The sequence below is a fragment of the Streptomyces sp. LUP47B genome, from assembly GCF_001746295.1.
GTDB lineage: Bacteria > Actinomycetota > Actinomycetes > Streptomycetales > Streptomycetaceae > Streptomyces.
The window spans coordinates 1-22,193 of record NZ_MJAH01000005.1; the positions used below are offsets into that span (position 1 = coordinate 1).

At 71.2% G+C, this 22,193-nt stretch carries 15 protein-coding genes and 1 pseudogene; 7 read left to right on the plus strand and 9 right to left on the minus strand.

Features of this window, described 5'->3' with window-relative positions; genetic code table 11:
• The 3 genes and pseudogenes from BFN33_RS16155 to BFN33_RS16165 form a co-directional block, all read right to left on the minus strand.
• Positions 1 to 1,010 (minus strand): annotated as a pseudogene (locus tag BFN33_RS16155) (hydrolase); the annotation flags it as partial.
• 492 nt (positions 1,011 to 1,502) lie between these two features.
• On the minus strand, positions 1,503 to 1,880 hold the full coding sequence (locus BFN33_RS16160) for a hypothetical protein (RefSeq protein WP_007386606.1): 378 nt from the start codon (positions 1,878 to 1,880) through the stop codon (positions 1,503 to 1,505).
• Positions 1,881 to 1,883: 3 nt separating this feature from the next.
• Complete coding sequence (locus BFN33_RS16165) at positions 1,884 to 2,129, minus strand: hypothetical protein (RefSeq protein ID WP_057612978.1); 246 nt, start codon at positions 2,127 to 2,129, stop codon at positions 1,884 to 1,886.
• Positions 2,130 to 2,280: 151 nt separating this feature from the next.
• On the opposite strand from BFN33_RS16165, the gene BFN33_RS16170 reads away from it, so the two are divergent.
• From BFN33_RS16170 to BFN33_RS16180, 3 genes are all read left to right on the plus strand, one after another.
• On the plus strand, positions 2,281 to 3,003 hold the full coding sequence (locus tag BFN33_RS16170; protein WP_069760759.1) for a 2OG-Fe(II) oxygenase: 723 nt from the start codon (positions 2,281 to 2,283) through the stop codon (positions 3,001 to 3,003).
• Positions 3,004 to 3,883: 880 nt separating this feature from the next.
• Complete coding sequence (gene sigJ / locus BFN33_RS16175) at positions 3,884 to 4,801, plus strand: RNA polymerase sigma factor SigJ (protein WP_069760760.1); 918 nt, start codon at positions 3,884 to 3,886, stop codon at positions 4,799 to 4,801.
• A complete protein-coding gene (locus tag BFN33_RS16180) occupies positions 4,798 to 6,327 on the plus strand; it encodes a cytochrome bc complex cytochrome b subunit (RefSeq protein ID WP_069760761.1) in 1,530 nt (509 codons plus the stop codon). The genes sigJ and BFN33_RS16180 overlap by 4 nt, the downstream gene beginning before the upstream one ends.
• Here the strand turns inward: BFN33_RS16180 and BFN33_RS16185 are convergent.
• Both BFN33_RS16185 and BFN33_RS16190 read right to left on the minus strand, forming a co-directional pair.
• Positions 6,272 to 8,515 (minus strand): glycoside hydrolase family 9 protein, encoded by a 2,244-nt coding sequence (locus BFN33_RS16185; RefSeq protein ID WP_069760762.1) that lies wholly within the window; start codon positions 8,513 to 8,515, stop codon positions 6,272 to 6,274. The genes BFN33_RS16180 and BFN33_RS16185 overlap by 56 nt on opposite strands.
• A 147-nt stretch (positions 8,516 to 8,662) precedes the next feature.
• Positions 8,663 to 11,758, minus strand: coding sequence for a glycoside hydrolase family 2 TIM barrel-domain containing protein (locus BFN33_RS16190; RefSeq protein WP_069760763.1), 3,096 nt, complete (start codon positions 11,756 to 11,758; stop codon positions 8,663 to 8,665).
• 255 nt (positions 11,759 to 12,013) lie between these two features.
• On the opposite strand from BFN33_RS16190, the gene BFN33_RS16195 reads away from it, so the two are divergent.
• From BFN33_RS16195 to BFN33_RS16205, 3 genes are all read left to right on the plus strand, one after another.
• On the plus strand, positions 12,014 to 14,386 hold the full coding sequence (locus BFN33_RS16195; protein ID WP_069760764.1) for a SpoIIE family protein phosphatase: 2,373 nt from the start codon (positions 12,014 to 12,016) through the stop codon (positions 14,384 to 14,386).
• Positions 14,387 to 14,480: 94 nt separating this feature from the next.
• Positions 14,481 to 15,149: a DUF4232 domain-containing protein gene (locus BFN33_RS16200; RefSeq protein ID WP_069760765.1), complete on the plus strand. Its 669-nt coding sequence runs from the start codon at positions 14,481 to 14,483 to the stop codon at positions 15,147 to 15,149.
• 96 nt (positions 15,150 to 15,245) lie between these two features.
• Entirely contained in the window at positions 15,246 to 16,502 is a 1,257-nt protein-coding gene (locus tag BFN33_RS16205) for an SLC13 family permease (RefSeq protein WP_079140848.1), read from the plus strand.
• Between the two features lie 6 nt (positions 16,503 to 16,508).
• On the opposite strand, the gene BFN33_RS16210 is transcribed toward BFN33_RS16205, so the two are convergent.
• Together BFN33_RS16210 and BFN33_RS16215 are read right to left on the minus strand one after the other, a co-directional pair.
• The gene (locus tag BFN33_RS16210; RefSeq protein ID WP_069760767.1) at positions 16,509 to 18,416 is read right to left on the minus strand and encodes an RICIN domain-containing protein; all 1,908 of its coding nucleotides are present in this window, start codon (positions 18,414 to 18,416) and stop codon (positions 16,509 to 16,511) included.
• Between the two features lie 369 nt (positions 18,417 to 18,785).
• Positions 18,786 to 19,769 carry an AraC family transcriptional regulator gene (locus tag BFN33_RS16215; protein ID WP_069760768.1) on the minus strand — a complete coding sequence of 328 codons (984 nt, stop codon included), beginning with the start codon at positions 19,767 to 19,769 and terminating at the stop codon, positions 18,786 to 18,788.
• Between the two features lie 63 nt (positions 19,770 to 19,832).
• Here BFN33_RS16215 and BFN33_RS16220 point away from each other — a divergent pair, with 63 nt between their 5' ends.
• On the plus strand, positions 19,833 to 20,633 hold the full coding sequence (locus BFN33_RS16220; RefSeq protein WP_069760769.1) for a phytanoyl-CoA dioxygenase family protein: 801 nt from the start codon (positions 19,833 to 19,835) through the stop codon (positions 20,631 to 20,633).
• Here BFN33_RS16220 and BFN33_RS16225 read toward each other — a convergent pair whose 3' ends face one another.
• Both BFN33_RS16225 and BFN33_RS16230 read right to left on the minus strand, forming a co-directional pair.
• The gene (locus tag BFN33_RS16225) at positions 20,634 to 21,605 is read right to left on the minus strand and encodes an aldo/keto reductase (RefSeq protein ID WP_069760770.1); all 972 of its coding nucleotides are present in this window, start codon (positions 21,603 to 21,605) and stop codon (positions 20,634 to 20,636) included. It lies immediately after the preceding gene.
• A 55-nt stretch (positions 21,606 to 21,660) separates the two neighbouring features.
• Positions 21,661 to 22,188 (minus strand): flavoprotein, encoded by a 528-nt coding sequence (locus BFN33_RS16230; RefSeq protein ID WP_069760771.1) that lies wholly within the window; start codon positions 22,186 to 22,188, stop codon positions 21,661 to 21,663.
• Positions 22,189 to 22,193 lie beyond the last annotated feature (5 nt).

Below are 22,193 nucleotides of genomic sequence, written 5' to 3' on the forward strand. Positions count from 1 at the left end.
ATGGCCGCGAGGAGGCCGGCGGAGGTGAGGCCCACTCCGGTGAGCAGCGTCCGTGAGGACCGCAGGCCCCCGCCCTCACCGGGAGCGCGGCGGCCGGGGGTGGGGATGCGCGCGAGGATGCGGCGGCGTTCGGCGCCGTGCCGGCCGGTGCCCCGGCCGCGGGCCACCGTCCGGGGCGTACGCCCGGCGCGCAGTTCGAGATAGCGACGGGCACCCCAGCCGAGCACCGCTTCGGCGATCAGCACGCCCAAGCCGCCCTCGAAATAGCTCAGTTGTTCCGCGGCGGAACGGCAGTAGCGGCACTCCGCGAGATGCTGCTGGACATCCGGCAGCAGGGCTCCGCCGCGGCGAATCGGAACGTCGAGGAGCCGGTTGTAGAAGCGGCAATCCTTGGTCGGCGCGAGTTCCCGATGGGCATGTACACATCCTTCACGAAATTTTTCACGCGCCTGTTCGAGCGCCGCTGACGCGGTGTCGGTGGCCATGCCGAGGAGTGCGGCGGGCACGACAATCGACTCCGCCTCCACCTCGGTGTGCCACAGCAGGCAGCGGGCGAGTCCGGGAAGGGACTGGAATGACCGCTCGGCGAGCTTGCGATTTTCGGGGGTCATGGACTTCGCGGCCCGCATACCGCGGCCGCCGTTCGGTTTCACCAGGTCCGGCAGAACCTCGGTGGTCCGGTCCTCGGCCGTCCACTCCCTGATCGTGTCCCGCACGGCCACGAGGGTTCTGGGGCGCAGCGCGAGAGCCGGTTCGCCGAGCGCCAGCCGGTCCAGGACCTGGTGGAAGGCGGCCGCCGCCACCATGGAGGCGGTCTCGGACGGGGAGGCGAGACAGATGACCGCGTACTCGTGCGCGGGTTGCCAATGGCGCGCCATGAGGAGCGCCACGGACTTGGCGGCCTCGCCGTCGGGACGGCCCCTGAGCCGGGCGGCGAGATCCTCGTCGGATTCTCCGGAGGCACCGCCGGGCGGCGGATAAGGAGGGAGCGGTGGGTGGGGGGTTGGCACTGAGCGGATTCCTTCCCACAGGCATGGGACTCACAGAAGTTCTCGTTGCCGAAAAGAAGCGCCGAACGGGGCATCCCTTTTGGGCGTGGGTGCGGGAAGCACGAATTCGCCGACGCCCCTCCACCCCGGTTCCCCACGGGACGAATGCGACCCGGCCCTTGCCCCCCACATAGGTGGTTCACCCTTGCACAAGTCACTCACGGCCAACAAGGGCACCTGAGCAACATCCCGACCAATTGAAAGATGGTCAGATGGCCTCGCAACTGCGTGCGCTCGCACCGGCTTTCGACATTCGATGCGCCCCGTGTGAAACCCGCGCACGCGCCGGAGCGCCGCGCACGCTCCCCCCGGGCGGCGACGGGTAGTCCACTGGAGTCGGCCCTTCTCGGAGGCCCCGCGCGGGACGGCGGCTCTCCCGCGCGAAACCCCGGCCGCCGACCCCGTTCCTCCCGCCCTCGGTCGGCGGCCCCGGGGCGGGACGGCCGAGCGGTCTCAGATCTGCCAGGAGCGCAGCCGGTCCGCCGCCCCGTACACATCCGTCTTGCCGGAGATCAGATCGCGGGCGAGGTCGACGAGGGCGCCGTAGGGCGGGTCGATGCCGACGCCGCTGACGAACATGTAGGCCACGGCGGTGGCGCAGGCGAAGCGGGCGTTGGCCGACGGTAAGGGCTTGAGCAGGGCCAGGGTGTGCAGAAGGGCGGCGGCGCGCCAGGCCGGGTCGGAGTCGACGCCCAGGCGGGGCGGGTCGACGCGATGCCGGGCGACGGCAGCGACGAGGGCCGAGAAGTCGTTGATCGTGGGCTGGTCCGGCAGGACCTCTTCATGCCGCTGAAGCAGCCAGGGCACGTCGATGTGAACGACGGAAGCCATCGGTCAGCCGACCCGCCCCGCACCCCTGGCGGCCGGTTCGTCCTCCGGGAAGGCGGCGGCGAACTCGTCGGCATGGGCGGAGAAGAACCGCCGGAACGCCTCCGCGCCTTCCTTGAGGGCCCGGTGCCGGGCGATGTCGGCCGCGGCGGCCTCCCGCACGAGGGCCTTCATCGACGTACCGCGCTCCTTGGCGATCTGCCGCAGGTCCTCTAGCTCGCGATCGCTGAACTCCACGTTGAGAGCTGGCATGCCTTCACGGTACCGCGCGGGTACTCGATCGTAAATACTCGCAGGTCAAGTCCGCCCTCAAGCGGTACCGAAGAGTGGTGAGCACGGTGTCCGATTCCCGCCGGACCCGCGAGAACGGGCGTCCCACACTCGAAGGCGAGGAGGAAACGACATGACCGTCACCCCCGACCTGGCCCCCGCCCGGGTCGCCGAGACCGACTGGGCCGCCCTCGCCGCCGAGTTGGACGCGCACGGCTGCGCCCCGACGGCCCCGCTGCTGACGCCCGCCGAGTGCCGGGACCTGACAGCGCTCTACGAGAAGCCGGAGCTCTTCCGGACCACCGTGGACATGGCACGCCACCGCTTCGGATCGGGTGAGTACCGCTACTTCACCCACGACCTGCCCGCCCCGGTGTCCGCCCTGCGCGCCGCGCTCTACCCCCGCCTGCTCCCCGTCGCCCGTGACTGGGCGGCCCGTCTCGGACGCCCGGCACCGTGGCCGGACTCCCTGGAGGAGTGGCTGGAGCGCTGTCACGCGGCCGGGCAGGACCGATCGGCGCAGATCCTGTTGCGGTACACGGAGGGCGACTGGAACGCGCTGCACCGGGACGTCTTCGGCGACCTGGTCTTCCCGCTGCAGGTGGTGATCGGCCTCGACGAGTACGGCACCGACTACACCGGCGGCGAGTTCCTGATGGTCGAGCAGCGTCCCCGGGCCCAGTCCCGGGGCACGGCGACCATACTCCCCCGGGGCCACGGCGTGGTCTTCACGACCCGGGACCGGCCGGTGCGCGGCAGGCGTGGCTGGTCGGCCGGGGCGACGCGGCACGGCGTGAGCGTCGTGCGCTCCGGCCGGCGGCACGCGCTCGGGCTCGTGTTCCACGACGCGTCCTAGCACGGCCGGCTTCGAGGGTGACCAGGGCGAGGAGGGAGCGGGGGCCGAGGCGTACGGTCGCGGTGGACCATCGTGCCGCGGGTGTCGGAGCCTCGGGCCGATTCGACGACCAGGACAACGGCGTCCTCCAAGCGGTGCGGGAATCCGACCGGCACTCGTCCGGATCGTCGATGTCCGGCCGACGTGGCCGAGGGAGCCGGAGCCGCCGGGCGATGCCCCCCGGGCCCGCCCTCGTACGGCACATTCGCCCACCAGACCTCCGCGGGCCGCGCCGGGACGCCCTCCAAGCGGTGCGGGAAACCGGCGGCACTCGTCCGGACCGTCGATGTCCGGCCGACATGGCCGAGGAAGCCGGAGCCGCCGGGCGATGCCCCCCGGGCCCGCCCTCGTACGGCACATTCGCCCACCAGACCTCCGCGGGCCGCGCCGGGACGCCCTCCAAGCGGTGCGGGAAACCGGCGGCACTCGTCCGGACCGTCGATGTCCGGCCGACATGGCCGAGGAAGCCGGAGCCGCCGGGCGATGCCCCCGGGCCCGCCCTCGTACGGCACGTTCGCCCACCAGATCTCCGCGGGCCGCGGCCGGACCACGGTTCGCCCGGGCGGACGGCCGAAATCACGATCCTGCCGGCCGTGGCCGACGGCATGCCCTGATCGTCGATGCGTTACCCGGTGATCGCGCACACGGCCGCCCGGTACACGGGCCCGGCCCGGTCGTGGTCGCGGTCGCGGTCGGCACGAGCACGGCCCGCCCGGCTGCGTCACACGGCGGGACACGATCGACCTCGGTGAGGCGTGGGTCACATTCGGCCGGCCGATGTCACATTCCGGGGCCCCGACGGCCTCGCAGTAGTGAGCGCGCTACTGGGAGGCCACACGAGATGTCCGAGATCCCCGTAACCGACACCGAAGAGGCGACCGGTGTCTTCGTCGAGCACCGGGAGCTGTTGTTCGGCGTCGTCTACAACATGCTGGGCAGCGTCACAGACACCGAGGACGTGCTCCAGGACACCTGGCTGTCGTGGTCACGCCGGGGCGCCGGCGGGATCGACAACCCCCGTGCCTATCTGGTCCGGATCGCCGTCAACCACGCGCTCCAGCGGCGGGCCGTGGTCAACCGCCGCCGCGAGACGTATGTCGGCCCATGGCTGCCCGAGCCCCTGCTGACCGAAGAGGCGAGCGCCGACGACCCCGCCCTGCGCACCGAGTCCGTGTCGCTGGCGATGCTGGTGGTCCTGGAGTCGCTGTCCCCGCTGGAGCGCGCGGTGTTCGTGCTGCACGAGGTGTTCGGCTACGCCCACACCGAGATCGCGGAGATCATCGACCGCACCCCGGCCGCCGTACGGCAGTTGGCGCACCGCGCGCGGGCCCATGTGCACGCCCGCCGCCCGCTGTACGAGGCCCATCCCCGGGTCCGCCGGGAGGCGACCGAGCGGTTCGTGCGGGCCGCCCTCGGCGGGGACATCGCGGAGCTGATGGAGATCCTCGCGCCGGACGTGACGGTGTGGACGGACGGCGGCGGCATGCGCAAGCAGGCCCTGCGTCCGGTGCACGGCCGGGAGAAGGCGGCCCGGCTGCTCACCGGGTACGCGAAGCGGGGCGGGGCACAAGCCCTGGGCGCGAGCATGGAGTTGCGCTACCGGCGCGTCAACGGCGACGACGCGGCCGTGCTGTTCGAGCACGACTCGCCGTACGCGGTGATCGTCCTGGACCTCACACCGGAGGGCGACCGGGTCTCGAACCTCTTCGTCGTGACCAACCCCGACAAGCTCACGCATGTGCGGAAGGAGGAGGCGTGACCGCCGCCGAACGCCCCGCGGAGCCGGGGAAGGGCGAGCGGCTGTCCGGCTGGCTCGACGGACGGCTCGGCACCCGCACCCTCGGCGCGAGGTACCTGCGCAAGGTCTTCCCGGACCACTGGTCCTTCCTGCTCGGCGAGATCTGCCTGTACAGCTTCGCCGTACTGATCCTGACCGGGGTGTGGCTGACCCTGTTCTTCCATCCGTCGATGAACGAGGTGACGTACCACGGCAGTTACACACCGCTGAACGGCGTGCGGATGTCGGAGGCGTACGCCTCGACGCTGGACATCAGCTTCGACGTGCGCGGCGGCCTGCTGATCCGGCAGCTGCACCACTGGTCGGCGCTGATCTTCGTCGCCGCGATGCTCACGCACATGATGAGGCACTTCTTCACCGGTTCGTTCCGCAAGCCGCGCGAGGTCAACTGGCTGTTCGGCTGGGCTCTGCTGTTCCTGGGCCTGTTCGAGGGCCTCTTCGGCTACTCGCTGCCGGACGACCTGCTGTCGGGCACCGGCCTCAGGTTCGTCTACGGCGCCACCCTGTCGGTGCCGATCGTCGGGACGTATCTGGCGATGTTCCTGTTCGGCGGCGAGTTCCCCGGGCACGACATCGTGGCCCGCTTCTACTCACTGCACATCCTCGTGATCCCCGGCATCATGGCGGCGCTCGTGGTGGCCCACCTGATCCTGATCGTCTACCACAAGCACACCCAGTTCGCGGGCCCCGGCAAGACCGAACGCAACGTGGTGGGGACACCGTTCTTCCCGGTGTACCTGGCGAAGGCCGGCGGATTCTTCTTCCTCGTGTTCGGGGCACTCACCCTGATCGCGGCCGTGGCGTCCATCAACCCCGTGTGGTCGTACGGCCCTTACCGCGCCGACCAGGTCTCCACGGGCGCCCAGCCCGACTGGTACCTGGGGTTCGCGGAGGGACTGGTGCGGGTGATGCCGGGCTGGGAGGTCACCCTGTGGGGGCACACGCTGATCCTCGGAGTCCTGATACCGGTCGTGATCTTCCCGCTGCTGCTGGTCTTCATCGGGGTGTATCCGTTCCTGGAGGCCCGGTTCACCAAGGACAAGCGGGAGCACCACCTCCTTGACCGCCCGCGCAACAGGCCGGTCCGCACGGCGATCGGCGCGTCCTGGATCAGCCTGTACCTGATCCTGCTCGCGGGCGGCGGAAACGACATCGTCGCGACCCGGCTTCATCTGTCGATCAACACGGTCACCTGGGCCGTGCGGATCGGGGTGCTCGTGGTCCCGGCGGTCGTCTTCGTCACCACCCGGCGGATCTGCCTGGGCCTTCAACTCCGGGACCGTGAGCTGGTGTTGCACGGCCGGGAGACCGGCGTGATCAAACGGCTGCCGCACGGTGAGTACGTGGAGGTGCACCAGCCGCTCGATCAGGCCCGGCTCCACACGCTCACCGCGCACGAGCGGCCCGGTGAGCTGGTGGAGCACGCGAGGGTCAGCCTTGATCCGCCACGAAGGACGCCATCCGGGTCAGAGCGGAGTTCCAGTTGATGGTGTGCTCGTTGGTCGACCAGGACTGGATGTCGTCGATGTAGCAGAACTGGCCGACGCAGCCCTGGAGTTTGCTCTGCGCGTAGGGGTCCTGGATGCCGGAGTTAGCCCCGCCCGCCAGGGTGCCCTTCGGCGGGTTCGGCATGTTCGGGTCGAGCTGATGGGCGTACCAACGGGCATGCTGGTTGTGGGAGTTGACCTCGCCGTAGCCGGTCACGTACGAGATGTTCAGCGCGTTGCGCCCGAAGATGTAGTCGATGCCCTGGAGGGCGCCGTCACGGTACTTCGTGGCGCCCGTGATGTCGTAGGCGGTGGCGATGACGATCCCGTTGTGCAGGATCTGGTGGTTGGAGCCCCAGTCGTAGAGGTTGCCTTCCGGGGCGTACGGCATGCCGTACGGGTGGGCGTTGAGCGTGGCCAGGTAGCGGTCGGCGCCCTTGACGACCGACTGGCGGACCTTGTCCCGGCCGGGCAGCTTGCTCGGCACGGTCGCCAGGTCCAGGCGGGCCGCGGCGGCCGTGCGGGCCCAGTCGTAGCCGACGGGGGTGAAGATGTCGGCGGTGTGGACCGGCGAGGCGAGCACGTGGTCCTGGAACGCCTTCTCCCCCGTGGTGAGGTACAGCTCGGCCGCCGCCCAGTAGAACTCGTCGGTGACGTTGTTGTCGGCGTAGGTGCCGCCTCCGGTGCCGTCGCTCTCCGAGGCGTACAGGTCGGGGTGGGCGAGCGCCGCGGTCCAGGCCTTGCGGGCGGCTGCCAGGGCCTTCGCCGCGAACGCCTTGTCGTACGGCTTGTACAGACGGGCGGCCTGCGCTGCGGTCGCGGCCAGGTTCAGGGTCGCCGCGGTGGACGGCGGGTGCAGTTCACGCTTCTGCGGGTCGTCGCTCGGCAGCAGCGGCAGGCCGGTCCACTGCTCGTCGTGGATCTTGTGGTGGGCCATCCCGGCCAGCGGCTGCCCGTCCGGCACCTGCATCTTCAGCAGGAACTCCAGCTCCCAGCGGGCCTCGTCGAGGATGTCGGGCACCTTGTTGCCGCTCTCGGGGATGGCGAGGGTGCCGTCGCCCAGCTTCGCGGGCTGTCCGGTGCGGGCCAGCAGCTCACGCTCGTACGTGCTCAGCACCTCCCAGGTGGAGATGCCGCCGTTCACCACGTACTTGCCGTGATCGCCGGCGTCGTACCAGCCGCCGGAGACGTCGAGGGTGTAGTCGCACACCCCCGGCTGGCAGGGCACGTCCTTGTCGCCCTGGTTGGGGGCCACGTTCACGTGCCCGGCGGCGCGGCCGTAGCCCGGGCGCAGGTCGTCGCGGATCGCGATGCCGCTGCGCTGGGTGTAGTAGTACTTCGCGGCGTCGAGGCGGAGCTGCTCGTAGGCGCCCGTGCCGATGTCGAAGGGCCGGCTGGTCTCGCCGTCCGCGACCAGGGTGAGTCCCGTGCCGCGCTTCTTGTAGGCGCCGAAGTCGATGGAGTGGACGTTCTGTCCGGAGGAGGCGTCGGTGCCGCGCGGCACGGTCCAGCCGTGGGCGACGACGCTGCCGGAGGCGCTCTTCAGCTGCCAGGGCAGCTTCGCCGTGGCGTCGGTGACCAGGGTGGCGTTCTTCGGCCCGGCGGGCAGATAGGCGACCTGGTTGACGCGCACGCGCGGTCCGGTGTCGGGCTCGTACACCTCGGGCGGGACCCCGCCCAGCAGGGACACGTCGTCCATGCAGAAGCGGAACGGGTCGGCGCTGCCGCCGAGTTGGAAGCCGACCTGACCCTGGGCGGTGTCGACGGGCGAGGTGAACGTGTAGGAGTAGGTGTTCCCGGAGACGCTCAGCTGGGGGCTCACCTCGAAGTAGGTGTCATAGGGCGCCACTTGCAGCCCCACGATCGCCCGCAGGACGTGCCCTTCGGGCGAACCGTTCGCGGTGAAGGAGAACTTGTACGACTGCCCCTTCACGAGAGAGACGTCGTTCTGGCCGACGGCGGCGTCCCAGCGGTTGGCCGTGCCACCCGGCACGTCCGCGCACAGCTGCCCGCCGGACAGTCCCGCGGTGACGTTGCTGCTCGCCCACCAGGGCGCGGTGGTGGTGTCGAAGGTGCCGTTCTTGAGCTGCTCGACCTCGTCGGCTGCGGCCGGGGACCCGGGCGAGGCCACAAGCGCCGCTCCCAGCAGAGCGGTCAAGGACAACAGGGCGGTTCTGCGTCTGTTCACGTCCGGTCTCCTCGGGGGAGGTACGGGCGGCGCCCACCGATGGGAGCGCTCCCAACTGACGGTCGCCCGCCATGTTTGTTGCAGGCATGACACCTAGTCAACGGTCCGGACGGGACTGGTTTCCCGTCCGGACCGCTGCCGGTGAGGTCAGCTCCCCGGCACCTCGAGCCTGCTGATGCGCACGGCTCCCCTGGCCTCGCCCGGATACGCGCTGGTCAGCGTGAGCCGGAGCCGGGAGCCGCGGGCGGTGTCGAAGGTGACCACCGTGGGCGCGTCGGAGGCGGTGGCCCAGGCGACCGATACACCCTCGGCCGGCACGTACCGCTTCCCGTCCCACACCGCGGCGTCCACGGCGGCAGGCAGGCTGTGGGTCGCGCTCAGCGTGAAGGAGACCTCCGCCCGGTCGAAGGTCCTGGTGCGTCCGAAGTCCACGCAGACCCAGTCCTTCGCCCTCGCGCCACTGAAGGCGGGCAGCAGGGCGGTGGCGGCCTTGCTGAAGGCGTTGGACCAGCCGGTGGCCGGGTCGCCGTCCAGCATCGCGGCCGGGAGGGTGTCCGGTCGGCCGGAGTAACTCGCCTCCGCCTGCGGGTAGTTCGGGGGCGCCGGATGGTCGGGGGCGAAGGCGGCCGGCTCGGTGACGGCGACCGACCGGGACGGGGTGGTACGCACCTTCGCGCTGCCCGCCCGAAGACCCTCCGCGCTCGCTGTGACCTTCAGGACCCCCGGCTCGGTACCGGAGCGCACGATCGCGAGGGCCTTTCCGTGGAAGGCGGTCCGGGTGGTGGCCTGGTAGCGCTCGGCGCTCTCCTCGCGGCCGTTGTCGAGACCGGCGAGGGAGCCGCCCGTGACCGCGAAGGAGATCAGGTGCTCGGCGTCCGGCACCACCACGCCCCGGGAGTCGACGACGTCCGCGGTGACGAAGGCCGGCGAACGGCCGTCCGCGGCAAGCGAGGTGCGGTCGGCGGTGAGGCGTACGGCATGGGGCTTGCCGGCCGTGCGCAGCACGTCGGTGGCGACGACCTTGCCGTTCCTCCGGGCCACGGCCTTCAACTCGCCCGGCGCGTAGGGTACTTGCCAGGTCAGATGGAGCTTGCCCGCGCTGCCGTTCGGGCTGGTGTAGCTGCCGGGGTAGGGGCCGTCGGTGAAGGTCTTGTCGTCGCCGGTGGCTTCCGTGGTCTCCAGGTACGTCCGGCCGTCGGTGGTCTTCTTCGTGTCGAAGGTGCGGGTGCCGAGGGACTTTCCGTTGAGGAACAGCTCGACGGCGGGGACGTTGGCGTACGCCCACACCTCGACCGTGTCGCCCACCGCGTGGTTCCAGGTCATCGGAACGAGATGGACCATCGGCTCGTCGGCCCACTGGCTGCGGAAGAGGTGGTACATGTCCTTCGGGAAGCCGGCGGTGTCGACCGCGCCGAAGAAGGACGCCTTCACCGGGAAGACGTCGTACGGCGTGGGCTCTCCGATGTAGTCGATGCCCGACCAGAGGAACTGCCCGGCGAACCACTTCCGGTCCCGGTCCTTCTTGTGCCCGTACTCGCCGCTCATGGTCCAGGACGCGAGATTGTTGTCGTAGGACGAGGTCTCCCGCCTGCCCGGCGTGTAGTTCTCGCCGGTGTTGAGGTGCTCGGGCTCCTGGTACGTGCCGCGGGTCGAGGTCTCGGAGGACGACTCGGACTCGAAGAGGAAGAGGTGCGGGTAGGCGGCGTGCAGCTGGTCCACCGACTTGGCGGTGTTGTAGTTGAGACCGAGGCCGTCCAGCTTGGCCAGCATGAGGTCGGCCGCGGAGCCCTTGGCGGGCAGGCGGCGGTACTTGTCGGAGCCGATGATCAGCGGGCGGGTGTCGTCGACGGCCCTGATCGCGGCGATGATCCGGTCGGCCATGGCGAGTCCGGCACTGGACGTCGAGTCGGGGATCTCGTTGCCGATCGACCACAGCAGCACCGCGGGCGAGTTACGGGCCGCGAGGACCATCTCGGTCGCGTCCCTCTCGCACCACTCGTCGAAGAACCGGCCGTAGTCGTAGCGCGTCTTGCCGGTGCGCCAGCAGTCGAACGCCTCCACCAGCATCACGATGCCCAGCTCCTCACAGACCTGGATCATCTCCGGGGAGGGCGGGTTGTGGGAGGTGCGGAAGGCGTTGACGCCCATCGACTTCATGATGGTCATCTGTCTGCGGATCGCGTCGATGCTGACGGCCGCGCCGAGGGCGCCCAGATCATGGTGGAGGTCGACGCCCTTGATCTTGTGGTGGGTGCCGTTGAGATGGAAGCCCTCGTCCGGGTCGAAGCGGAAGGTGCGCAGGCCGAACGGGGTGCGGTAGGTGTCGACCAGCTTGCCGTCGCGGCGGAGTTCGGTCTCCAGGGTGTAGCGGTGGGGCTCCGCTATGTCCCACAACCGGGGTTCGGGGACCGTGAGTTCATGGGTCTCCGTCGCCCTCGTCCCGACCGTGATCGTCGTGGCCGCGCGGGCCACGGTCCGACCCCGGGGGTCCTTGATCCGCGAGCGGATCTCGACGGGCCCCGCCGTGCCGGACTCGTCGACCACCGAGGTCCGCACCCTGACGCGGGCCCGCTCGGCGGTGATCTCCGGCGTGGTGACCTGGGTGCCCCAGCGCTCCACGTGCACCGGATCGGTGACGACCAGGCGGGCCTCGCGGTAGATTCCGCTGCCCGAGTACCAGCGGCTGCTGGGGAGCCGGTTCTGCACCTTGACCGCGATCACGTTCTCGGTGGTGCCGTCGGTGTGGAGCAGATCGGTGAGGTCGATGGCGAAGCCGGTGTAGCCGTAGGGGTGACGGCCGACTTCGGTGCCATTGCAGTAGACGTACGAGTCCATGTAGACGCCGTCGAACTCCACCGAAATCCGCTTGCCGACGAAGGCGGGCGGCAGGGTGAAGGCGAGGCGGTACCAGCCCAGGCCGCCGGGGAAGAACCCGGTACCGCTGGTGGTGCCGTTCCCGGTGGTCGGGGCGAGCTCGATGCTCCAGTCGTGCGGCACCGCGATCTCGCGCCATCCCGAGTCGTCGTACCCCGGGACCGCGGCGTCCGTGTACTCCCCCGTCGGATCGGTGATCCCGCCCGGGTTGACGAGCGCGAAGCGCCAGCCGTCGCGCAGCGCGACCGTACGTCGGCCGGACGCTTTCCCGGCGGATTCGGCGGCCTGGGCCACCGGCGTGGCCAGCAGTACGCCTGCCGCCGGTGCGGCCGTGGAAGCGAGCAAAACCGATCTGCGCGTGACCGTCATGGCGGCTCTCCCTCATCAGGGCCCATAAGTACTCACAACTGATCGTGAACACACAGAATCTGACGACGTGCCACTCTGGTCCGTCAAGGGTGCGGAAAGCGCCTTCTGCCCCGGCCGTCCCCTCGGACGGTCCGTTCCCCTCCGTACGCCGCCGCCCCGTACACGTGGGATCGGCGTTCACTCACGGGCGCCACGCACTAGGCTGGAACTCAAGTTACGCACCTGTTCACTGTGCGTAGGCGCGATGGAGCGACGATGAGGCCGGTGGATCCGTTCGACGATGCCTCGACCGCGCGGGCCGTCATCGACGCCCGGGGCACCGTGGCCAGATGGAGTGTCGGTGCCCGGCGGCTGCTGGGGTACGAGGCCGACGAGGTGCTGGGCCGCCCCGCCGCGGCCCTGCTGGCCGATCCGGATGGCCTGGCCGCCCCCGCCGGCCCGCGCTGGAGCGGCGATCTCGCTCTGCGGCACCGGGACGGTCGCACGGTCTCTGTCCACCTGCTCGCCCTCCGCAGGCTGTCGCAGGGTGACCGGGCCGACTGGCGGGCCGTCGTCCGGCCCGACCATGCGGACCTCGAACCGCCGGACGACGTGGTGACCGCGGTCGCCCTGGCCCAGTCCCCCTGTCCCATGCTGATCTGCGACGAGCGGCTGCGTCTGCGGTGGATCAACGACCGGATGGCCGAGCTGATCGACCTGCCCGACCACGAGGTCAGGGGCCTGAGGATCACGGACATCGGCGTCCGCCCGGAGAACGCGGACGTCGAGGAACTCCTCGCCGAGGTGCTCGCCACCGGGCGGGCACGCGACATCGAGGGGTACGTCCGTCCCAGCGGCCTCAACCGCGCGGCCGGGATGCTGACCCGGATCGCGCCGCTCACCGACGGCTCGGGACGGGTGCGGGGAGCGTGTCTGACCGGACACGACTTCACCGAGCACTACCTCGCCCGGGAGCGGCTCCAGCTGGTCAACGAGGCGAGCGTGCACATCGGCACCACCCTCGACGTCACCCGTACGGCCCAGGAGCTGGCGGACGTCTGCATTCCGGCGCTCGCCGACTTCGTGAGCGTCGACCTGCTGGACACGCAGGAGGGCGGTGAGACCCCGACCGACCTCTCGGCGCCGGTCGAACTGCGGCGCGCCGCCCACCACTCCGTGGATCCCGGCAATCCGATGGCCGTGATGAAGCCCGGGCACACCGAGGTGTATCCCGCCACCTCGCCGCAGGCCGACTCGCTGGTGGCGGGCCGCACCATCGTCGCCACGGTGGCGTCCGGGCATCTGGACGAGTGGCTCAACTGGAACAGGATCCGCGGCGAGCGGGTCAAGGAGTTCGGCGTCCACTCCACGATGTCCGTGCCGATCCAGGCCCGCGGCCAGACCCTCGGGGTCGCGGTCCTGACCCGCTACCGGCGGCCCGACCCCTTCACCCCGGACGATGTGCTGCTGGCCGAGGAGATCACCGCGCGGGCCGCGGTCTGCATCGACAACGCCCGTCGGTTCTCCCGCGAGCGCGAGACCGCCCTCGCCCTGCAGCGCAGTCTGCTGCCCCGCTCCCTGCCGCGCACGGCCGCCGTGGAGGCGGCGTCGCGTTATCTTCCGGCGGCGCGGGCGGGGGTGGGCGGCGACTGGTTCGACGTGATCCCGCTGTCGGGGATGCGGGTCGCGATGGTCGTCGGGGACGTGGTCGGGCACGGCATCCAGGCCTCGGCGACGATGGGCCGGCTGCGCACCGCCGTCCGCACCCTCGCCGACATCGACCTGGCCCCGGACGAACTGCTCACCCACCTCGACGACCTCGTCGTACGGCTGTCCGCGGAGGCCGGCACCGAGGGCAGCCCCGGCGAGGTCGGGGCCACCTGTCTCTACGCGGTCTACGACCCGGTGTCGCGGCGCTGCACACTGGCCCGGGCCGGGCATCCGGCGCCCGTGATGCTGACCCCGGGAGCGGCGGCACGGGAGGTGGACCTGCCCGCGGGACCGCCGCTGGGCCTGGGCGGGCTGCCGTTCGAGTCCGCCGAGCTGGCACTGCCCGAGGGCAGCGTGCTCTGCCTGTTCACGGACGGCCTGATCGAGTCCCGGGAGCGGGACGTGGACGCCGGTCACGCGCTCCTGTGCGAGGCCCTGGCCGTTGCCTCCGACTCCCTGGACGAGACCTGCGACCAGCTGCTGCAGGCGATGCTCCCGCCCGGCGGCTCCTCGGACGACGTGGCCCTGCTGCTGGCCCGCACCCTGGGCCTGCCCGCCTCCCAGGTCGCGACCTGGGACATCCCGGCCGACCCGGCGCTGGTGGCGCCCGTCCGCAAGCAGGTCGTCCAGCAGCTGGATCGCTGGGACCTGAGCGAGGCGTCGTTCACTGCGGAGCTGGTGGTGAGCGAGTTGGTGACGAACGCGATCCGGTACGGCGCCCGTCCCATCCGGCTGCGGCTCATCCATGACGAGACCACGTTGATCTGCGAGGTCTCCGACACCAACCACACCGCCCCGCACCTGCGGCGCGCCAAGACCTGGGACGAGGGTGGCCGGGGTCTGCTCCTGGTCGCGCAGCTCACCCAGCGCTGGGGCAGCCGGCACACGGCCGAGGGCAAGACGATCTGGGCCGAGATCGCACTGCTCGACGAGGAGTGAGCGAACTTTTCCGGGCCGTTCCGCATCGGACCCTTATGACGGGGCACAAGGCGCCGTACGCGCGCGTGCGTGAAATCTCCGGGAGTGTGGAGACATGAGGATCAGGTCCCTGGGTGTGCGGCGGGCGGCTTTTCTCGCGGGTCCGCTCGTGATGGCCGGTCTGCTGGCGGGCTGCGGCAGCGGCGACGACACGGCGAACGCGCCGCGCACGGAGTCCGCAACGGCAGCGTCCGCGACCGACACCGCGGCACCGTCGGACGGCACCAGCAGCGCGCCGAGCGGTGTGCCGACCGACGCGGTGAGCAACTCCCTCACCCCGTCCGCACCGCGGTCCCCGGCCGGCGGAACCCGCTGTCACACCTCCGAACTGCGCGCCTCCGTCGGCCGCAACAACCCGGGCGCCGGGCAGGAGAACTTCCCGGTCGTGCTGACGAACGAGTCGACCCGCACCTGCACCCTGTACGGCTATCCGGGCACTGCCTTCGTCGACGCGTCCGGCAAGCAGCTGGGACCGGACCCGAAGCGCTCCTCCACCGAGCCCGAGACCGTGAGGCTCGCGCCGGGCCAGAGCGCCTGGGCCGGACTGTCCTTCGCGAACCCGGAGGTCAGCGGGGCGGGGACGGCCACCCCTGCCGCCCTTGTGGTGACTCCGCCGGACGAGGAGGACCCGCTGAAGGTGACGTGGAAGTCCGGGGAGGTCCCGGTGTCCGGCAACGAGTCGTCGGTGCGGCTGATCCCCTTCAGCCCCGGCACCGGAGCCTGAGCGGGCGCGGATCGCGGTCGGGGGCGCTGACCGGCTTCTTACCGCGGCCTGGTTTCATGACCGGGCACGATCTGCTCGCGTCCCGAAGGATCTCCCCTGAACACCCCGCTCGCCGAAGCCCTGTCCGTCGCACTGCTCGTCGCCGTACTCGTGTGGGCGGTCCTGCGCCCCTTCGGATGGCCGGAGGCCGTGGTCGCGGTCCCGGCGGCGGGGCTCGCGGTCCTCACCGGGGCGATCTCCCCGGACCACGCCTGGGCGGAGGCCGAGCGGCTGGGACCGGTGGTCGGGTTCCTTGCGGCGGTACTGGTGCTCGCGCACTTCTGTGACGTGGAGGGGCTGTTCCAGGCCTGCGGGTCCTGGCTGGCCCGGCGGGCGGCGGGCTCGCCCGGGCGGCTGCTGACCGGTGTGTTCGGGCTGGCGTCGGCGATCACGGCGGTGCTCAGCCTGGACGCCACCGTGGTGCTGCTGACGCCGGTCGTGCTGGTCACCGCCTCCCGGATGGGAGCCCGTGCGAAGCCGCACGTGTACGCGTGCGCGCATCTGTCGAACACGGCCTCGCTGCTGCTGCCGGTGTCGAACCTCACCAACCTGCTGGCCTTCGAGGCGAGCGGGGTGAGCTTCACCCGGTTCGCGCTGCTGATGGCGCTGCCCTGGCTGGCGGCGATCGCCGTCGAGTACGCGGTCTTCCGGCGCTTCTTCGACACCGACCTCACCGTCGTCGACCACTCCCCCGAACCGTCCGAGGAGCCCCAGCTGCCGCTGTTCGCGCTGGTCACGGTCGGCTGCACGCTGGCCGGGTTCGTGGTGGCCTCCGCGTTCGGCGTCGATCCAGCCTGGGTCGCCTGCGCGGGCGCGCTGGTACTGGCGGGCCGTGCTCTCGTCCGCGGGAAGGCCACCCCGGTCACGGTGGTGCGGGCGGCGGCACCGGCCTTCCTGGCATTCGTGCTCGCGCTCGGCGTCGTGGTGCGCGCGGTCGTCGACAACGGACTCGCCGACGCCCTGCACCACGTCCTGCCCGACGGGACGGGAATCGTCGCCCTGCTCGGGATCGCCGCGCTGGCCGCCGTACTGGCGAACCTGATCAACAACCTGCCCGCGGTCCTGGTGCTGCTGCCGCTCACCACCGCGGCCGGGCCCGGCGCGGTCCTCGCGGTGCTGCTCGGGGTGAACATCGGCCCGAACCTCACCTACGCCGGGTCCCTGGCCACCCTGCTGTGGCGGCGCATCCTGCACCGCGACGAGCACGAGGTGGAGCTCGGGGAGTTCACCCGGCTCGGCCTGCTGACCGTGCCGACCGCGCTCGCCGCCGCGGTGGTGGCCCTGTGGGGTTCGCTGCAGCTCGTCGGAGCCTGAGCGGGGTCAGCGCCCGCCTCCGAAGCCACCGCCTCCGTAGCCGCCGGGGTACCCGTAGCCACCTCCGTAGCCGCCGCCGGGCTGACCCCCGGGCCGGCCGCCCCCGTAGCAGTAGTACGGGTTGGTGGAGCAGTCGGCGCTGGGGTACGGGTTGCTCGGCGGTGTCGGCGTGGCCGTCGGTGCGGCGGACGCCGTCGGGGTCGGTGCGGGCGTCCTGGAGGGCGCGGGGGCGGACTTGGGGGTCGGCGTGGGGCTGCTGTCCGCGTCCCAGTTGACCGCCTGCATCTGGGGGTCGGGCTTCGAGGTGTCGAAGACCCAGCGCTGGGCGGGGCCGTCGTCGCGGTTCTTCAGGACCAGCGCGCCGGACCCGTCGGTGGCGGCCGGGGTCAGCGCCAGATCCTGGTCCCAGCGCGGTACGAGGGTGCCCTGGAGGGTGAAGTCGTAGCGGACGTTCCTGGCGTCGGGCGCGGTGGCGCTCGTGCAGGGCGCGAGCCGCACCGAGAAGCCGAGGTGGGAGTCCAGGCACAGATCCGGGTCGGCGGCGCTGCGCAGCAGTCCGTCAGTTTCGTACGTCCACTGCTGGCCCTCGGCCGCGGAGCACTCGGCGAGCCCGGTCTCGACGCCCTGGGCGATCTTCTTGCCGACGACGCCGACGCACAGTCCGGACTCGACGTTGTGCAGGCGTCCGCGCAGGTCTCCTTGGCGCGCCTCGCTCGCCCCGGCCCGGGACGGGTCGGTGGTCGAGGAGGCCGTGTCGGCGCCGGGCGCCTCGGACGGGGCGGCGTCGGCCGGGCCGCTGCCGTCCGAGTGGAACGAGGACCACATGACCAGGGGGAGGACGACCAGCCCGCTCACCGTCAGGACGGCCGCGGTGAGGTTGCGGCGGGAGGTACGGCGGGCGGCCTTGTGGGCGGAGCGGCGGGAGGCGGAGCGCGCACGGCTGCGGGGGCCGGGGGCGGCGGGCGCCGGACCCGTGGGGGCGGGGCCCTGGGGTGGGGAGGGCGGCATCGGAACGCCGAAGGCCTCACCCGCGAACGGTCCCCTCGGCGCGTGTCGCTGCGCCTCCTCTGCGGCTCCCGCGTCGTCGACGCTCATCCGCGATTCCACGTAGGCGGCGGCGCCCCAGCCGAGCACGGCTTCGGCGAGGGCGAGGCCGAGCTGCCCGTTGAACTGGTACAGCTGGTCGGCGGTGTGCATGCAGTGCCGGCACCGCTGCAGGTGCTCGCGCAGATCGGGGTCGAGCTCGGCATCGCCGCGCCGGTACGTCACGTCGAGCAGCCGCAGATAGTGCCGGCACTCCTGCTCGGGGGCGAGTTCGCGGTGGACCTGGAGGCACTCCTCGCGCAGCCGCTCGCGGGCCCGGCGGAGTTCGACGCCGGCGTCCTCCTCGTCCAGACCGAGGAGGGCCGCGGGGACGCCGAGCGGCTCGGCCTCGACCTCGGTGTGCCACAGCAGGCAGCGGGCGGACTGCTGCAGCCGCTGGAAGGCACCGGACAGCAGACGCCGCTCGGCGGGGGGCAACAGGCGGGCCGCGGCTCTGTCGCCGCCCGCCTCGGTTCTCAGCGCGGGGTGGAGCATCTCCCGTCGGCCGTCGGTGTCCCACTCGGCCGCGATCCGGCGGACGGTGACGAGCAGATGGGGCCGCCAGGCGGCGGTCGGACCCGTGTGGCGCAGGGATTCGCCGAACAGACGCGTGAACGCGGCCGTGGTGAGCATGCCCGCGGGGCGGGGACCGTCGGTGCACAGCCGCGCGTAGGCGAAGGCGGCTTCCCAGTGCCGGTCGAGGAGTTCACCGACGGGCTGCAGGGCCGGCGTCGTGCCGCTCCACTTCTTGAGCTCGGCGCTCAGCTGCTCGTCCGTGACGTCGTACGGGCGAACCGGAGACGGGGAATGCGACAGGCCAGCGTCATTCACGGCGGCATTTCCTCCCGAGGGCATGCTGCGTTGCATAAAGTCCATACCAATGGGTACGTCCGCCTGGGACAGCTCTTTTGAAGCGTGAAGGGCGTACGGAGGGGTCGAGAGCGCACAGGGGGAAAATGTATTGTCCGTGCGCCGACAACGCACACCTTTGCACAGGTCAGCGAGGCGTAACAAGAGATCTCGCGGTTTTGTGCATAGCGTTCGGGCTGTGGAGGTTTGACGATTCGTCAAGGTCGTCGGCTCGGGATTGCCGCTTTATTCAGCCATCTTGATGGGATACGGGATTCACCGGGCGCGGCAGCCCCTCCGCACCAACCATTGAACCGCCACTCCACACCGCGTCCGGATCACCCCGCGAGATCATGTCCCAACCATTGGCCCGGTGGTCCGGTAGGCCCCGGGCGGAGTCCCGTAGCGGGCACGGAAGACCCGGTTGAAGTGGAAAGGGCTGGCGAAACCGGAAGCGGCGGCGACGCGTTCCACGGACAGGTCGGTGCTCTCCAGCAGTCGGGCGGCATGGTTCAGGCGTGCCTCGCGCAGCTCCCGCATCGGTGACCGGCCCAGCTGCCGGGTGAAGAGGTGGGCGAACCGGGAGGGCGACAGCGACACCTCGGCGGCGAGCGACCGCACCGTGTGCGGGGCGCCGGGATCGGCCGCGATCAGCTCCCGGGCGCACTGCACCCGGGGGTCGACGCCGGTCCCGGCCCGGGTCCCGCGCGCGGCGCCGGTGGTGAGCAGGACGACCTCCTCCAGCGCGCACAGGGCGAGTTCGCGGGCGGTGGTGCCGTGGGCCACGGCGACGGCGACCCGGTCGTCTGTTGGTGCGGACGCGGGCGGGGCGGTCTCGGGAGGAGTGCCGGTGCCGGTCCAGCGGGCGTCGGCGAGCATCCGGTGGAAGGCCGCCTCGATGCGGGCGCGCGGGCCGTCGGCCCCGGAGTCCGCGGGGCCCGGGGAGTGCGGGGAGTTCGGGGAGTCCGGGGTGACGACGTACAGGCCGTCGCCCCTGCCGTGCGGCCCGAGCCAGGCGGTCCAGGACGGTCTGGCTCCGCAGTGCACCCACCAGAACTCCCAGTGGTCGGCGCCCTGTTGAACGCCGTAGCGGTGCGGGGTGCCGGGGGCGAGCACCACCAGGTCCCCGGCGCCCGCCCCGGTCTCGGTCCGTCCCTGGCGCAGGGTGCCCCGGCCGCCCACCGTCCAGGTGAGCAGCCAGCTGTCGGCACCCCGCGGTCGCTGGACGGAGTAGCCGGGACGCTCGTCGTAGCGGCCGACGACCACGAGCCCCGGTGGCGGACCGGGATCGCCGTGGGTGGCAGTCTCGGGCAATCCGTCGGCGGTCACGGGCATCCTCCTCGGGCGGGCTGCGGCCTAGCGTGACGAGTGGAACACAACTCACCGGGGAGTGGACGCATGACAGTCACAGGCATCGAGACAGGGGTCGGGCAGTTCCAGGAGGACGGCTTCATGGTCGTTCGCGGGCTGTTCGCACGCGACGAGATCGACCGGCTGTGCGGCGAGTTCACGGCGCTGCACTCGGGAGGGCCGGTGCCGGGGCATTTCGAGCCGAGTGCGCCGAGCGAGTCGACGGATCCGCTGCGCAGGTATCCGCGGGTGATGCAGCCGCACGAGATCAACGACCTCGCGCTGCGCGTCCTGTTGGACGCCCGGCTGCGGGAGGTGCTGGAAACGCTGCTCGGGGAGGAGGTGCTGGCCGCGCAGAGCATGTTCTACTTCAAGCCGCCGGGGGCGCGGGGGCAGGCGCTGCACCAGGACAACTTCTATCTGCGGGTCGAGCCGGGCACCTGTGTCGCGGCCTGGGTGGCCTGCGATGTGATCGACCGGGACAACGGTGGTCTCGAGGTCGTCCCGGGCACGCACCGGATGGATCTGTTCTGCCCCGAACTCGCGGACTCGCAGGTCTCGTTCGCGCGGGAGTACGTGGCACCGCCACCGGGACTCGCCGCGGTCCCCGTCGACATGGCGCCGGGGGATGTTCTGTTCTTCAACGGGAGCCTGGTGCACGGCTCGCAGCCGAACCGCACGGCCGACCGGTTCCGCCGGTCGTTCATCGGGCACTACGTGGGCGCCTCCACCGAACGGATCGGGCACTACTACCGGACGTTGTCGATGAGCGGTGCCCGGGTGCCGTTGCCGGAGAGCGAGGGGGCGGGGCCGTGCGGCACGGAGTTCGCGCCGCACGGGCCGCACTAGTCAGCTGTGGCCGACGATCGGACGGGTCGTGTACGGCCCCTCCAGCTCCTCGATCTCCTTCTCGCTGAGCTCCAGTTCGACCGCTGCCACGGCGTCCTCGATGTGGTGCGGCTTGCCCGCTCCCACGATCGGGGCGGCCACCGTGTCCTGGGCCAGGAGCCAGGCCAGGGCCACCTGGGCGCGCGGGACGCCCCGGTCGCCGGCGATGCGGGTGACGGCCTCGACGATGGTGCGGTCGCCCTCCTGGTAGAGGCGGCTGCCGAAGTTGTCGGTGGAGCTGCGGTCGGTGACCGTGCCCCAGTCCCGGGTCAGGCGGCCGCGGGCCAGCGGACTCCACGGCAGGGCGCTGACGCCCTGGTCGGCGCAGAGCGGCAGCATCTCGCGCTCCTCCTCGCGGTAGAGGAGGTTGTAGTGGTTCTGCATGGCCACGAACTTGGTCCAGCCGTGCCGCTCGGCCGTGTACTGCATCTTGGAGAACTGCCAGGCGTACATCGAACTGGCCCCGAGATAGCGCACCTTGCCCGCCTTCACCAGGTCGTGCAGCGCCTCCATCGTCTCCTCGACCGGGGTGTGCGGGTCGAAACGGTGGATCTGGTAGAGATCGACGTAGTCGGTGCCGAGCCGCCGCAGGCTGTGGTCGATCTCCGTCATGATCGCCTTGCGGGACAGTCCGGCGGCGTTCTGCCCGGACCGCATGGGGCCGTTCACCTTGGTCGCGAGCACGATCTCGTCGCGGTTCGCGAAGTCCGTGAGGGCCTTGCCGACGATCTCCTCACTGGTGCCGTCGGAGTAGACGTTCGCGGTGTCGAAGAAGTTGATGCCCGCGTCCAGGGCCTGCCGGATCAGTGGCCGCGACGCCTCCTCGTCGAGGGTCCACTCGTGCACGCCGCGGTCCGGCAGGCCGTAGGACATGCAGCCCAGACAGATCCGCGAGACGTCCAGGCCCGTCGAACCGAGCTTCACGTACTGCATCGTTGCTGCTCCTGACTTCGAGAGAGGTCCGAAGGGGAGCGTACGACTCCACGCTTCAGTATCTTCCCGGCTCGACCAGATCCAGCGCCCGCTCCCACCCGAACTCATCTCCCCCGGCGCCCTGGTAGGGCTGTCCGAAGCGCACCCCCATCCCCCGCAGCCGGATCAGGCTGTCCTGGTAGGCGGGGTGACCGGCGAGGTCGTCGGAGACGCAGGGCAGGACGCCGATCGGGACGCCCCGGGCGGCCACCTCGCACAGCGTGCCCACCGCGAGGGTGTCGGCGATACCGGCCGCCCACTTGTTGATCGTGTTGAAGGTGGCCGGGGCCACCACGACCGCGTCCGGGTCCGGGAAGGGCCGCGGGTCCCCCGGCCGCCGCCACGCGGAGCGGATCGGGCGGCCGGTGGCCGCCGCGACGGCCGCGGTGTCGAAGAAGCCGTTCATGGCGGTGGGCGTGGCGATGACGCCGACCTGCCACTCCCGCTCCCGCGCGGCGGTGATCAGCTTGCCGACGTCCGCCGCGATGCCGGCGGCGCACACGACGACGTACAAGAAGGGCGGTATCTCGTCCTGTCCGGTCACGCCGG

Bases quoted from the DNA above. Each gene is read 5' to 3' on its own strand.
- BFN33_RS16160 (WP_007386606.1), bottom strand. From the start codon at position 1,880: ATGGCTTCCGTCGTTCACATCGACGTGCCCTGGCTGCTTCAGCGGCAT.
- BFN33_RS16165 (WP_057612978.1), bottom strand. From the start codon at position 2,129: ATGCCAGCTCTCAACGTGGAGTTCAGCGATCGCGAGCTAGAGGACCTG.
- BFN33_RS16170 (WP_069760759.1), top strand. From the start codon at position 2,281: ATGACCGTCACCCCCGACCTGGCCCCCGCCCGGGTCGCCGAGACCGAC.
- sigJ (WP_069760760.1), top strand. From the start codon at position 3,884: ATGTCCGAGATCCCCGTAACCGACACCGAAGAGGCGACCGGTGTCTTC.
- BFN33_RS16190 (WP_069760763.1), bottom strand. From the start codon at position 11,758: ATGACGGTCACGCGCAGATCGGTTTTGCTCGCTTCCACGGCCGCACCG.
- BFN33_RS16195 (WP_069760764.1), top strand. From the start codon at position 12,014: ATGAGGCCGGTGGATCCGTTCGACGATGCCTCGACCGCGCGGGCCGTC.
- BFN33_RS16200 (WP_069760765.1), top strand. From the start codon at position 14,481: ATGAGGATCAGGTCCCTGGGTGTGCGGCGGGCGGCTTTTCTCGCGGGT.
- BFN33_RS16215 (WP_069760768.1), bottom strand. From the start codon at position 19,769: ATGCCCGTGACCGCCGACGGATTGCCCGAGACTGCCACCCACGGCGAT.
- BFN33_RS16220 (WP_069760769.1), top strand. From the start codon at position 19,833: ATGACAGTCACAGGCATCGAGACAGGGGTCGGGCAGTTCCAGGAGGAC.
- BFN33_RS16225 (WP_069760770.1), bottom strand. From the start codon at position 21,605: ATGCAGTACGTGAAGCTCGGTTCGACGGGCCTGGACGTCTCGCGGATC.